The sequence below is a fragment of the Pseudomonas germanica genome (assembly GCF_019614655.1).
Taxonomy (GTDB): Bacteria; Pseudomonadota; Gammaproteobacteria; order Pseudomonadales; family Pseudomonadaceae; genus Aquipseudomonas; species Aquipseudomonas neuropathica.
Map to the genome: position 1 here is coordinate 1,472,275 of NZ_CP071586.1, position 13,553 is coordinate 1,485,827.

13 protein-coding genes are annotated in these 13,553 nt (G+C 59.2%); 11 read left to right on the forward strand and 2 right to left on the reverse strand.

From position 1 onward, the window contains the following. Positions 1-5: 5 nt before the first annotated feature. The gene (locus tag J0G10_RS06380) at positions 6-818 is read right to left on the reverse strand and encodes a cytochrome C assembly family protein (protein WP_095050342.1); all 813 of its coding nucleotides are present in this window, start codon (positions 816-818) and stop codon (positions 6-8) included. Positions 819-1,028: 210 nt separating this feature from the next. Here J0G10_RS06380 and ffh point away from each other — a divergent pair, with 210 nt between their 5' ends. The 6 genes from ffh to J0G10_RS06410 all read left to right on the forward strand — a co-directional run bounded on the left by ffh (position 1,029) and on the right by J0G10_RS06410 (position 5,166). After that, positions 1,029-2,405, forward strand: coding sequence for a signal recognition particle protein (ffh, locus tag J0G10_RS06385; RefSeq protein WP_007908988.1), 1,377 nt, complete (start codon positions 1,029-1,031; stop codon positions 2,403-2,405). Between the two features lie 311 nt (positions 2,406-2,716). Next, entirely contained in the window at positions 2,717-2,968 is a 252-nt protein-coding gene (gene rpsP / locus J0G10_RS06390; protein ID WP_016986371.1) for a 30S ribosomal protein S16, read from the forward strand. A 5-nt stretch (positions 2,969-2,973) separates the two neighbouring features. Continuing rightward, the gene (gene rimM / locus J0G10_RS06395) at positions 2,974-3,510 is read left to right on the forward strand and encodes a ribosome maturation factor RimM (RefSeq protein ID WP_093436819.1); all 537 of its coding nucleotides are present in this window, start codon (positions 2,974-2,976) and stop codon (positions 3,508-3,510) included. Between the two features lie 2 nt (positions 3,511-3,512). Then, entirely contained in the window at positions 3,513-4,265 is a 753-nt protein-coding gene (gene trmD / locus J0G10_RS06400; protein ID WP_008081628.1) for a tRNA (guanosine(37)-N1)-methyltransferase TrmD, read from the forward strand. Positions 4,266-4,310: 45 nt separating this feature from the next. Continuing rightward, positions 4,311-4,661 carry a 50S ribosomal protein L19 gene (rplS, locus tag J0G10_RS06405; RefSeq protein WP_003175895.1) on the forward strand — a complete coding sequence of 117 codons (351 nt, stop codon included), beginning with the start codon at positions 4,311-4,313 and terminating at the stop codon, positions 4,659-4,661. A gap of 91 nt (positions 4,662-4,752) precedes the next feature. Beyond that, complete coding sequence (locus tag J0G10_RS06410) at positions 4,753-5,166, forward strand: acyl-CoA thioesterase (RefSeq protein WP_093436815.1); 414 nt, start codon at positions 4,753-4,755, stop codon at positions 5,164-5,166. Between the two features lie 119 nt (positions 5,167-5,285). Here the strand turns inward: J0G10_RS06410 and J0G10_RS06415 are convergent, their stop codons facing one another. After that, the gene (locus tag J0G10_RS06415) at positions 5,286-7,094 is read right to left on the reverse strand and encodes a cation:proton antiporter (protein ID WP_095050344.1); all 1,809 of its coding nucleotides are present in this window, start codon (positions 7,092-7,094) and stop codon (positions 5,286-5,288) included. A 107-nt stretch (positions 7,095-7,201) separates the two neighbouring features. On the opposite strand from J0G10_RS06415, the gene xerD reads away from it, so the two are divergent. From xerD to J0G10_RS06440, 5 genes are all read left to right on the forward strand, one after another. Then, a complete protein-coding gene (gene xerD, locus J0G10_RS06420) occupies positions 7,202-8,098 on the forward strand; it encodes a site-specific tyrosine recombinase XerD (protein WP_095126459.1) in 897 nt (298 codons plus the stop codon). Positions 8,099-8,340: 242 nt separating this feature from the next. Beyond that, positions 8,341-9,072 (forward strand): bifunctional protein-disulfide isomerase/oxidoreductase DsbC, encoded by a 732-nt coding sequence (dsbC, locus tag J0G10_RS06425; RefSeq protein WP_095050346.1) that lies wholly within the window; start codon positions 8,341-8,343, stop codon positions 9,070-9,072. Between the two features lie 131 nt (positions 9,073-9,203). Next, the gene (locus tag J0G10_RS06430) at positions 9,204-10,508 is read left to right on the forward strand and encodes a homoserine dehydrogenase (RefSeq protein ID WP_095050347.1); all 1,305 of its coding nucleotides are present in this window, start codon (positions 9,204-9,206) and stop codon (positions 10,506-10,508) included. A gap of 66 nt (positions 10,509-10,574) precedes the next feature. Next, on the forward strand, positions 10,575-11,984 hold the full coding sequence (thrC, locus tag J0G10_RS06435; RefSeq protein WP_093436796.1) for a threonine synthase: 1,410 nt from the start codon (positions 10,575-10,577) through the stop codon (positions 11,982-11,984). 120 nt (positions 11,985-12,104) lie between these two features. Then, positions 12,105-13,478 (forward strand): transporter substrate-binding domain-containing protein, encoded by a 1,374-nt coding sequence (locus J0G10_RS06440; protein WP_095050348.1) that lies wholly within the window; start codon positions 12,105-12,107, stop codon positions 13,476-13,478. Positions 13,479-13,553: the final 75 nt, after the last annotated feature.

A 13,553-nucleotide genomic window follows, 5' to 3' on the forward strand; every position in this document is an offset into this window, starting at 1 on the left:
GCCCGTCAGATGTGCAGGATGTATTCACGAACCAGTTTGCTGCCGAAGTACGCCAACATCAGCAGGCAGAAACCGGCGAGGGTCCAGCGAATCGCCTTGTGACCGCGCCAGCCGAGGCGATTGCGGCCCCACAACAACACGCTGAAGACGATCCAGGCCAGGCACGCCAGCAGGGTCTTGTGCACCAGATGCTGGGCGAACAGGTTCTCAACGAACAGCCAGCCGGAAATCAGCGACAGCGACAGCAGTGTCCAGCCGGCCCAGAGGAAACCGAACAGCAGGCTTTCCATGGTTTGCAGCGGCGGGAAATTCTTGATCAGCCCGGACGGGTGCTTGTGTTTGAGTTGGTGGTCTTGCACCAGCAGCAACAAGGCCTGGAACACCGCGATGGTGAACATGCCGTAGGCGAGGATCGACAACAGAATGTGCGCGAGGATGCCCGGCTCTTCGTCGATGATCTGCACGGTGCCGGTCGGCGCGAATTGCGCCAGCAGCACGGTGATCGCGCCCAGCGGAAATAGCAGCACCAGCAGGTTTTCCACCGGGATTCGCGAGCAGGCAATCAGTGTCAGCGCGATCACTGCCGCGGCAATCAGGCTCGAGGCGCTGAAGAAGTCCAGGCCTAGACCGATCGGGGTCAGCAAGTGAGTGAGCAGGCTGGCGCCGTGGGCCAACACGGCGAAGACGCCGAGGGTAACCAGCAGGCGCTTGTTCGCCTTGGCGCCGGTGGCCAGACGAGTGCTCTGATAAAGGGTCGCAGCGGCATATAGAAGGGCGGCGGCGAGAGTGGTCAATAAACTGGGTGACAAGGGGAGCATAAATCCTGTTAGGCAAGCCCGAAAGGGGCTGAGTTTGGCATAGAACCGCCATGGCACGAAAGACTCAGGAAGCTGACAGCGAGGTGTCCGCCAGCCGCAGTCTTCGCTATAATCCGCGACCTGCCCACGCCGCAGGCTCGCCGAGCACATGTTGATTCCGGTCTGGGCCGCCATTATCCCGGTCTACACAGGGCCTGAAAGGATCGCGCAATGTTTGAAAACTTAACCGACCGTCTCTCGCAGACGCTGCGCCATGTCACCGGCAAGGCGAAGCTGACCGAGGACAACATCAAAGACACCCTGCGTGAAGTGCGCATGGCGTTGCTCGAAGCCGACGTCGCTCTGCCGGTGGTCAAGGACTTCGTCAATTCGGTCAAGGAGCGCGCTGTCGGCACCGAGGTGTCGCGCAGCCTGACGCCGGGCCAGGCGTTCGTGAAGATCGTCCAGGCTGAACTCGAAAGCCTGATGGGCGCGGCCAACGAAGATCTGAACCTGAGCGCTGTGCCGCCCGCCGTGATTCTGATGGCCGGTTTGCAAGGTGCGGGTAAAACCACCACCGCTGGCAAACTGGCGCGCTTCCTTAAAGAGCGCAAGAAGAAGTCGGTCATGGTCGTGTCGGCGGACGTCTACCGTCCTGCGGCGATCAAGCAGCTGGAAACCCTGGCCAACGACATCGGCGTGACGTTCTTCCCGTCCGACCTGAGCCAGAAACCGGTCGACATCGCCACCGCAGCTATTAAAGAAGCAAAACTGAAATTCATCGACGTGGTCATCGTCGATACCGCCGGTCGTCTGCATATCGACGAAGAGATGATGGGCGAGATCAAGGCGTTGCACGCCGCGATCAACCCGGTCGAAACCCTGTTCGTGGTTGACGCCATGACCGGTCAGGATGCGGCCAACACGGCCAAGGCCTTCGGTGATGCACTGCCGCTGACCGGTGTGATCCTGACCAAGGTCGACGGCGACGCCCGTGGCGGTGCCGCCCTGTCGGTACGCGCCATCACCGGCAAGCCGATCAAGTTCATCGGTATGGGCGAGAAGAGCGAAGCGCTCGATCCGTTCCACCCTGAGCGTATCGCCTCGCGGATCCTCGGCATGGGCGACGTGCTCAGCCTGATCGAACAGGCTGAAGCGACGCTCGACAAGGACAAGGCCGACAAACTGGCCAAGAAGCTGAAGAAGGGCAAGGGCTTCGACCTCGAAGACTTCCGCGATCAGTTGCAACAAATGAAGAACATGGGCGGCCTCGGCGGGCTCATGGACAAACTGCCGAGCATCGGCGGCGTCAACCTGTCGCAAATGGGCAATGCCCAGAACGCCGCAGAGAAGCAGTTCAAGCAGATGGAAGCCATCATCAACTCCATGACCCCGGCCGAGCGCCGCGACCCTGAGCTGATCAGCGGTTCGCGCAAGCGTCGGATCGCCATGGGTTCCGGCACCCAGGTGCAGGACATCGGTCGCTTGATCAAGCAGCACAAGCAGATGCAGAAGATGATGAAGAAATTCTCCGCCAAGGGCGGTATGGCGAAAATGATGCGCGGCATGGGCGGAATGTTGCCCGGCGGCGGCATGCCAAAAATGTAAGGTGTCCCGTCTCACCTATTTCACTCGCCAAAAGTGAGTGAAATGGGTGAAACGGGATACTGGAATCTCGCCGGTCGTCGCACCGGCGCAGGCCCCGCAAGGATGCGGGATCAACAGCAAACCCGCACTCGGCGGGAGCTGACTGGCCGTTTTCATCGACGGCTCTATATGCAGATCTGCACGGCATGCCATAGGCGCCGGAAAAAGTCATTTGCAAAAGTCCGGATATTCCTTAGAATATGCGGCCTTTCGGGCACCCATGCCCGCTGTGCATTTAGATTTGCAGCACCGACTACAGGAACGATGTTCACATGCTAACAATCCGTCTTGCCCTTGGCGGCTCCAAAAAGCGCCCGTTTTACCACCTGACCGTAACCGACTCGCGTAACCCGCGTGACGGCTCCCACAAAGAACAGGTTGGTTTCTTCAACCCTGTTGCACGTGGTCAGGAAACCCGTCTGTCCGTGAACCAAGAGCGCGTAGCCTACTGGCTGAGCGTTGGTGCACAACCTTCTGAGCGCGTTGCTCAGTTGTTGAAGGAATCTGCCAAGGCTGCGGCCTGAGCAATATGAACGCGACGCCTGCTGTTGCCGATGATTTGATCGTTATTGGCAAAATTTATTCTGTTCATGGCGTTCGCGGCGAAGTGAAGGTTTATTCCTTTACTGATCCGACTGAAAACCTGTTGCAGTACAAAACCTGGACGCTCAAGCGCGAAGGCAATGTGAAACAGGTCGAGCTGGTCAGTGGACGCGGGAACGATAAGTTCCTGGTCGCAAAGCTCAAGGGTCTTGATGATCGTGAAGAAGCTCGTCTTCTGGCCGGTTATGAGATCTGCGTGCCGCGCAATCTGTTCGCTGAATTGACCGAAGGCGAGTACTACTGGTACCAGCTGGAAGGTCTGAAGGTCATCGACACCCTTGGGCAATTGCTCGGGAAAATCGATCATCTTCTGGAAACCGGCGCCAATGATGTAATGGTCGTCAAGCCTTGCGCTGGCAGCCTGGATGATCGCGAACGCCTGTTGCCCTATACGGAGCAATGTGTGTTGGCTGTCGACCTGGCCGCGGGCGAGATGAAGGTGGATTGGGACGCGGACTTCTAAACGTGGCTAATTTGCGCGTAGAAGTGATCAGTTTGTTTCCCGAGATGTTTTCCGCCATCGGCGACTACGGCATCACCAGTCGTGCGGTCAAACAGGGGCTCTTGCAGCTGACCTGTTGGAATCCGCGAGATTACACGACGGATCGGCATCACACTGTGGACGATCGCCCGTTTGGCGGTGGTCCGGGCATGGTGATGAAGATCAAGCCCCTGGAAGATGCTCTGGTTCAGGCCAAGGCAGCAGCCGGGGAGGCGGCGAAGGTGATTTACCTGTCCCCCCAAGGCCGTCAACTGACTCAGTCGGCGGTACGCGAGCTGGCACAATCGGATGCATTGATCCTGATTGCCGGCCGCTATGAAGGCATTGACGAGCGCTTTATTGAGGCTCATGTCGATGAAGAGTGGTCGATTGGCGACTATGTACTGTCTGGCGGCGAGCTGCCGGCCATGGTCCTGATCGATGCGGTTACACGACTGCTGCCTGGAGCTTTAGGGCATGCGGATTCCGCTGAGGAAGATTCCTTTACGGATGGTCTGCTGGATTGCCCGCACTACACCCGACCTGAGGTGTATGCGGATCAGCGTGTTCCCGACGTGTTGCTGAGTGGCAATCACGCGCATATCCGGCGTTGGCGTTTACAGCAGTCCCTTGGTAGGACCTTTGAACGACGCGCCGATCTTCTGGAAAGCCGCTCGCTTTCTGGAGAAGAGAAGAAGCTGCTCGAGGAATACATCCGCGAGCGGGACGATAGTTAACAACGTATCGATGGTAGATCGAACGATTTACCTTAGGAGCACAGCATGACCAACAAAATCATCCTTGCACTCGAAGCAGAGCAGATGACCAAAGAAATCCCTACCTTCGCCCCAGGCGACACTATTGTCGTTCAGGTGAAAGTGAAGGAAGGCGATCGTTCCCGTCTGCAAGCGTTCGAAGGCGTTGTAATCGCCAAGCGTAACCGCGGCGTGAACAGTGCGTTCACCGTTCGTAAAATCTCCAACGGTGTTGGCGTAGAACGTACTTTCCAGACCTACTCCCCGCAGATCGACAGCATGGCTGTTAAACGTCGCGGTGACGTACGTAAAGCCAAGCTGTACTACCTGCGCGACCTGTCGGGTAAAGCAGCTCGCATCAAGGAAAAACTGGCTTAAGTCCAGCTTCCGATGCAGAAAAAAGCAGCCTACGGGCTGCTTTTTTGTTGCCTGCAATTTATTCACCGTACCTTCGTTTCAGGCCAGAACCATGACTCCCCGCGACCAGGAAATCCAGCGCCGTACCGAACTCTCGGTAACTCGCGTAACCAAAGCCGTCTTCCCGCCGACCACCAACCACCACAACACCTTGTTCGGCGGCACAGCGCTGGCATGGATGGATGAAGTGTCCTTCATCACCGCCACGCGTTTCTGCCGCTTGCCGCTGGTGACCGTGTCGACTGACCGTATCGACTTCAACCACGCGATCCCAGCGGGCTCGATCGTTGAGTTGGTGGGGAAGGTGATCAAGGTCGGCAACACCAGCCTCAAGGTCGAGGTGGAAGTGTTCGTCGAAAGCATGAGCTGCGATGGCCGCGAGAAGGCGATTCATGGGCAGTTCAGCTTTGTTGCTATTGATGATGACAAGCGGCCAGTGCCGGTGCTGCCGGGTTTTGCGGCTTGATCTGATACCGAGTCGCGCCATTCGCGAGCAGGCTCGCTCCCACAGTGATCGGGGGTGAACACAACATTTGTGTCCGGCACAGAACCTGTGGGAGCGAGCCTGCTCGCGAAGGCGTCAGCTCAGGCGCCGCTGGCCTCAGGCTGAATCAACGCCAGCAGCGTCCACCCGGATCCTGGTTTCACAGCAGTCTCCGGCGTCACCACATGCACCCACCCGCTGTCATCGCGCATGAACAGCAAGGTCGCACGATTACCATGCAGCGCCCGGTAATCCTCCCAGCCAAAACCATCCGTCAGCGTCGTGCTGTATAACTCCGCACCCTGGCCCATCTGGCTGGCGAGTTTCGCGTAAGTAAACGCCTCGCTGCCCAACTGATTGCCACGATGTTCAAGGCTGGCGCGGTGCTTGTCACTGCGGCGGCTTTCATGGCCGCTGGCCAGACCGAACAGGCGCTGATGGCCGAAATCATGCCGAAAGCGCATCGCCGCCAAGGTATTGAGTTCACCCGACGGCGACAGCGCGAGCAAATGCCCAAGTCCGACCAGATCCAGATGCGCATCGGCATGTTGCGAAGCCGGGTTGCCGAAGTAGGTCGGCAAACCCTCCATGCGTGCCGCACGAATGTTTTCCCAGCTCGAGTCGGTCAGCAGCACGCGACTGCCGAGTTGCTGCAGCGACTTGCCCAGCTCCCGCGCCGGGCCGTTGGCACCGACGATCAGGAAGCCACTCGGTGCTGGCTCCGCAACTTTGAGCAGTCGTGCCAGTGGCCGCGCAGTCGCACTTTGCAGGACCACAGTGCCGATGATCACCGCAAACGTCAGCGGCACCAGCAGCAATGCTCCCTCGTGCCCGGCCTCGTGCAGGCGAATCGCGAAAATCGCCGACACCGCCGCTGCAACGATCCCGCGCGGCGCAATCCAGCACAGCAACGCGCGCTCACGCCAGCTCAGGCTGGAACCGGCCGTGCTGAGCAGCACGTTCAGCGGTCGAGCGATCAGTTGAATCACCAACAGCAGAATCAGCACCAGCGGCCCCAAACCGATCAAGGCGTACAAGTCCAGTCGCGCCGCCAGCAAGATGAACAACCCGGAAATCAGCAGCACGCTGAGGTTTTCCTTGAAGTGCAGGATGTGCCGTACATCCACACCTTTCATGTTCGCCAGCCACATGCCCATCAGCGTTACCGCCAGCAGGCCGGATTCATGCATCACTTCGTTGGCGGCAATGAAAATCCCCAGCACCGCTGCCAGCGAGGCGAGGTTATGCAGATACTCCGGCAGCCATTGCCGGCGGATCACGGTGCCAAGCAGCCAGCCACCGACAATGCCGAACACCGCGCCGCAGAGAATCACCCCGCCAAAGGTGAACAGACTCTGCTTGAGGCCGTGCCCTTCGGCGCTGGCAATGATGAAGCTGTAAACCACCACGGCGAGGAGGGCGCCGATCGGGTCGATGACAATGCCCTCCCAGCGCAGAATGTTGGCGATCGAGGCTTTCGGCCGCACCACGCGCAGCATCGGCACGATGACGGTCGGGCCGGTGACCAGTGTCAGGCTGCCGAACAGGATGGCCAGCATCCAGTCGAAGCCGAGCAGAAAATGCGTGGCGACCGCGATGACGATCCAGGTCGAGATCGCGCCAATGGTCACCAGGCGATGAACGACGCTGCCGATCTCCTTCCACTCCGACAGGTGCAGGGTCAAGCTGCCCTCAAACAGAATCAGCGCGACCGCCAGCGACACCAGCGGCATCAGCAGCGGCCCGAACATCTCCTGTGGATCGAGCCAGCCCAGCACCGGGCCGACCAGAATCCCCGTCAACAACAGAAACAGAATCGCCGGCAGCTTCAGGCGCCAGGCCAGCCATTGGCAACCCAGCGCGGCCGCGCCGATCCCGCCAAATGCCAAGAGAATTTGCTGCTCGTTCATTGATGCTCCCTGTTCCTTGAATTAGCGGGCTATGAAAGACTAGCGCCCATTCCTACAGTTCACTCTACATTTGCGCACAGTCTTGAGGCTGTGTGACTTGAGCGCCCATGCCTGCCATCGACCATCCACTGATTGATCAATTCCTCGACGCTTTATGGCTGGAGAAAGGCCTGTCCGATAACACCCGTGGCGCTTATCGCAGTGATCTGGCGCTGTTCAATGGCTGGTTGCAGGAGAAAAACCTGGAACTGATCAATGCCGGTCGTGAGCTGATCCTTGATCACTTGGCCTGGCGTCTGGAGCAGAACTACAAACCGCGCTCCACTGCCAGATTTCTTTCCGGGGTGCGTGGCTTTTATCGCTATTTGCTGCGGGAAAAGATGATCAGCGTCGACCCGACATTGCGCGTCGACATGCCGCAACTCGGTAGGCCTCTGCCCAAGTCGCTCTCAGAAGCCGATGTGGAAGCGCTGTTGAAGGCCCCGGATTTGAGCGAAGCGATCGGCCAGCGTGACCGCGCCATGCTTGAGGTGTTGTACGCCTGCGGTTTACGCGTGACAGAACTGGTCAGCCTGACGCTGGAACAGGTCAACCTGCGTCAAGGTGTGTTGCGGGTGATGGGCAAGGGCAGCAAGGAACGGCTGGTGCCCATGGGCGAAGAGGCGATCGTCTGGGTCGAGCGCTACATGCGTGACGGTCGCGGCGAATTGCTCGGTGGCCGGCCCAGCGATGTGCTGTTCCCCAGTCAGCGCGGCGAGCAGATGACCCGCCAGACCTTTTGGCACCGGATCAAGCATCAGGCCAAGGTCGCCGGGATCGGCAAGTCGCTGTCGCCGCACACCTTGCGCCATGCGTTTGCCACGCACTTGCTCAACCATGGCGCGGATTTGCGCGTGGTGCAGATGTTGCTCGGCCACAGCGACCTTTCCACGACGCAGATCTACACCCACGTCGCCCGCGCGCGCCTGCAGGATCTGCACGCCAAACACCACCCGCGCGGCTGACTACATACCTCCCCCTGTAGGAGCTGCCGAAGGCTGCGATCTTTTGATCTTAAAAACAGAATCAAAAGATCGCAGCCTTCGGCAGCTCCTACATAAGGCGGGGGTGATGAGTGGCGACAGGCGCATTCGGCCACCGTGACCTTATGTGTTAGGCTTTGCCGGTTTGCACGATGGACGGTTATGACCCGGTGTTCCGGCACGGGCGTTCTGATCGTTCCATTTGTCCGCCTTCAGGAGTTCTCATGCGTCTGACCCAGATTTTCGCCGCCGCAGCCATTGCGTTGGTCAGCACCTTTGCCGTCGCCGATGACGCGGCCGACAAAGCCATTCGTCAAAGCCTGGAAAAACTCGAACTCGAGGTTCCGGTAGAAAGCATCAGCGCCAGCCCGTTGCCGGGTATGTACGAAGTCAAGCTCAAGGGCAGCCGCGTGCTCTACGCCAGCGCCGATGGCCAGTACATCGTTCAGGGTTACCTGTTCCAGCTCAAGGACGGCAAACCGGTCAACCTGACCGAGAAGACCGAACGCCTGGGCATCTCCAAACTGATCAATGCCATACCGGTGGCCGAAACCGTGGTCTACCCAGCTGTGGGCGAAACCAAATCGCACATCACCGTGTTCACCGACACCACCTGCCCGTACTGCCACAAGCTGCACGCGGAAGTGCCGGAGCTGAACAAGCGCGGCATCGAAGTGCGTTACGTTGCGTTCCCGCGCCAGGGTCTGAACTCGCCGGGTGACGAGCAACTGCAAGCCGTGTGGTGCTCGAAAGACAAGAAAGCCGCCATGGACAAAATGGTCGATGGCAAGGAAATCAAGGCCGCCAAGTGCGAAAACCCGGTTTCCAAACAGTTTGCCCTCGGTCAGTCGATCGGCGTGAACGGTACACCGGCCATCGTTTTGGCTGACGGACAAGTGATTCCGGGCTACCAGCCTGCGCCACAAGTCGCCAAACTGGCGCTGGGCGCGAAGTAAATTCGCATCGTCACGGTCAGCCGTGACGATCATGGTCCGGCAGCAGCATCGCCGGGCCATTAATAGAGAGCCGCGAGCACGCGGTTGTTTTCCGGCCGACCCCGTGTCGGCCGTTTTATGGGGAGTTCACAGTGAATCCGGTCAAAGTAGGCATCTGTGGGTTAGGGACCGTCGGTGGCGGTACCTTCAACGTACTTCAGCGCAACGCCGAGGAAATTGCTCGTCGTGCCGGGCGTGGAATCGAAGTGGCACAAATTGCCATGCGCACGCCAAAGCCTCAGTTCCAGACGACCGGTATTGCGATTACCAACGATGTCTTCGAAGTGGCCACGAACCCTGAGATCGACATCGTCATAGAGCTGATGGGCGGCTACACCGTTGCCCGCGAGCTGGTACTCAAGGCCATCGAGAATGGCAAGCATGTGGTCACCGCGAACAAGGCTCTGATTGCCGTTCACGGTAATGAAATTTTCGCCAAGGCTCGCGAGAAAGGCGTGATCGTGGCGTTTGAAGCGGCCGTGGCCGGTGGCATTCCGGTGATCAAGGCGATCCGTGAAGGCCTGTCCGCCAACCGCATCAATTGGGTGGCCGGGATCATCAACGGCACCGGTAACTTCATCCTCACCGAAATGCGCGAGAAGGGCCGTACCTTCGAAGACGTGCTGGCCGAAGCCCAGGCACTGGGTTACGCCGAAGTCGATCCGACCTTCGACGTTGAAGGCATCGACGCCGCGCACAAACTGACGATTCTGGCCTCCATTGCGTTCGGCATTCCGCTGCAATTCGACAAGGCTTACACCGAAGGCATCACCAAACTGACCACCGCCGACGTCAACTACGCCGAAGCGCTGGGCTACCGCATCAAGCACCTCGGTGTCGCTCGCAGCACCGCTGCCGGCATCGAGTTGCGCGTGCACCCGACGCTGATCCCGGCCGATCGCCTGATCGCCAACGTCAACGGCGTGATGAACGCAGTAATGGTCAACGGTGATGCGGCTGGTTCGACGCTGTTCTACGGCGCTGGCGCCGGCATGGAGCCAACCGCCTCTTCGGTAATTGCCGACCTGGTTGACGTGGTTCGCGCCATGACTTCCGACCCGGAAAACCGCGTACCGCACCTGGCCTTCCAGCCGGATTCGCTGTCGGCCCATCCGATCCTGCCGATCGAAGCCTGCGAAAGCGCCTACTACCTGCGCATCCAGGCCAAGGACCATCCGGGTGTACTGGCTCAGGTGGCGAGCATCCTCTCGGAGCGCGGCATCAACATCGAGTCGATCATGCAGAAGGAAGTTGAAGAGCACGACGGTCTGGTGCCGATGATCCTGCTGACCCACCGCGTGGTCGAGCAACGTATCAACGATGCGATCGCCGCCCTCGAAGCCCTGGCCGGTGTGAATGGTCCGGTTGTACGGATCCGCGTCGAGCACCTGAACTAAGTCGTTGTCCTGCACCCGTCCCGTGCACGGGGCGGGTGTCGTGAACACCCTCCATTGGAGTCAGTCATGCGTTACATCAGTACCCGCGGCCAGGCACCGGCCCTGAATTTCGAAGACGTCCTGCTGGCCGGTCTCGCCACCGACGGCGGTCTGTACGTTCCGGAAAACCTGCCACGTTTCACTCAGGAAGAAATCGCTTCGTGGGCCGGCCTGCCGTATCACGAGCTGGCCTTCCGGGTGATGCGTCCGTTCGTTACCGGCAGCATTCCGGATGCCGATTTCAAAAAAATCCTTGAAGAAACCTACGGTGTGTTCTCGCACAGCGCCGTGGCGCCGCTGCGTCAGTTGAACGGCAACGAATGGGTGCTGGAGTTGTTCCACGGCCCGACTTTGGCGTTCAAGGACTTCGCTCTGCAACTGCTCGGTCGTCTGCTCGACTACGTGCTGGAAAAACGCGGTGAGCGCGTGGTCATCGTCGGCGCCACCTCGGGTGACACCGGCTCGGCGGCCATCGAAGGCTGCAAGCACTGCGAAAACGTCGACATCTTCATTCTGCACCCGCATAACCGTGTGTCCGAAGTGCAGCGTCGCCAGATGACCACGATTTTCGGCGAGAACATCCACAACATCGCCATCGAAGGCAACTTCGATGACTGCCAGGAAATGGTCAAGGCGAGCTTCGCCGACCAGAGCTTCCTCAAAGGCACGCGTCTGGTGGCGGTGAACTCGATCAACTGGGCGCGGATCATGGCCCAGATCGTCTACTACTTCCACGCGGCCCTGCAGTTGGGCGGTCCGGCGCGTTCGGTGTCGTTCTCGGTGCCAACCGGCAACTTTGGCGACATCTTCGCCGGTTACCTGGCGCGCAACATGGGCCTGCCGATCAACCAGTTGATCGTCGCCACCAACCGCAACGACATCCTGCACCGCTTCATGAGCGGCAATCAGTACGTCAAGGAAACCCTGCACGCCACGCTGTCGCCGTCGATGGACATCATGGTCTCGTCGAACTTCGAACGCCTGCTGTTCGACCTGCACGGTCGCAACGGCGCGGCCATCGCCGGTCTGATGGACACGTTCAAGCAGGGTGGTGGTTTCAGCGTCGAGCAGGAGCGCTGGACCGAAGCCCGCAAACTGTTCGACTCGCTGGCCGTGGACGACGCGCAAACCTGCGAAACCATCGCCGAAGTTTACGAGCAGACCGGTGAAGTGCTGGATCCGCATACCGCGATCGGCGTCAAGGCCGCGCGCGAATGCCGTCGCAGCCTCGATATCCCGATGGTGATTCTCGGCACCGCACATCCGGTGAAATTCCCGGATGCGGTAGAGAAAGCCGGTGTAGGAAAAGCGCTCGAGCTACCTGCACATCTTTCTGATTTGTTTGAGCGAAACGAGCGTTGCACCGTTTTGCCAAACGAGCTGAAAGCCGTGCAAGCCTTTGTCAGTCAGCATGGCAACCGCGGCAAGCCGCTTTAAGCCGGTAAAAGCTGTCACATTTTGAAGCCCGTCTCCTGACGGGCTTTTTTGTTTCTGCTGCCACACTGTTCGGGTTTTCACCCACGAAGGACGGGTGAGTCGATCACGAAGGAAGTGGCAATGCTGTTTTATAGAGGTTTGAAACCGGCACTGAGTGGGCTGTTCTTGTTCGGATTACTGGCTTTGATGCGCAGCAGCGAGGCGGCGCAACTGGCGCTGCAAGACGATGCCGCGACTTCCAGGGTCCAGCCCATCGAACTGGCTGCGCACGAGCGTCAGTGGATTCAAGACAACCCGGAGGTGAAGGTGACGTCGTTGCAGTACCCGTTGTATCTGTTCCAGGATGAGCACGGGCAGTGGAGCGGCTTGAATAATGATGTACTCAAGCGCGTGACGGCGATGACCGGGTTGCGGTTTGTGCATCAGGAGTCGTTTTCCACCGATCACATGCTTGAACGTCTGGAAAGCGGATCGGCGGATATCAGTACGACCCTGGCCATGAGCGAGGAGCGCAAGGCGTTTCTGGATTACAGCCACGCATTTGGTGGTGCGGGCTGGGTGTTTGTCGGCCGCGCTGACGCGCCCCGGCTGGAGGCTTTTGAGCAGTTGAGTAAACGGGTGTTGGTGCTGCCGGCCCGGCATGCGCTGGAAGACATGATCCGGCGTGACTTCCCTTCGATCGAGATTCGCTCGGTCAAGACCTACGCCGAGGCGCGGGCACTGGTCGAGAGCGGTGAAGCTTACGCCACCATCGAGAACGAAATCGGCGCTCAGCTGTATCCTTTGGGGTTGCTCAAGGTGGGCGGTCTGGTCGAAGGCAAATGGGAAGCGGATAACCTGGCCGTGCGCAAGGGCATGCCAGTGCTCTTGAGTATTCTCAACAAGGCCCTTGAGGCTTTTCCTGCGGCGGAATTACGGGCGATCCGCCTGAAATGGCTGGAGGGTGTTGCTCCGGTGCCCGTGCCGTCGGTCTGGCAGCAGATGCTCGAATGGGGTTGCTGGGGCATGGGCGGACTCGGCGTGTTTGGCCTGCTTTTCCTGATATGGAATCGGCGACTGACGGCCGTGATCAAACTGCGTCGCGCGGCGGAAAAGGATCTGGGCGATCAACTGGCGTTTCAGCACGCGTTGATCGACTCCATGCCCGACCCGGTGTTTGTCCGTGACCTGCAAGGGCGGCTGATCATGTGCAATCGCAGCTATGAGGAGGCCTTGTCGATTCGATTGGATCAGGTGCTCGGGAAGTTACTGATCGAGGTTGACGCGCTGCCGCAGGCTACGGCGCTGATGCTGCACGACGAGTTCCTGGTGCAGTTGCGTACCCGCAAGTCGCGCTTCAGCAAGCGCCGATTGCAATTCAAGAGTGGTCACCGCGAGGTCTATCAGTGGACAGTGCCGTTCTACAGCGCCGACGGCAAACTGCGTGGGCTTTTGGGGGGCTGGACGGACATCACCCAGCGTCGTACAGAGAGCGGGTGTCGATGTCTGCAATGAAGATGGGAAATGTCCTATAAGACACGACTACTTTTCCGATGGGAGGCTTAGGACGGCTGCCCTAGAGTGACAACA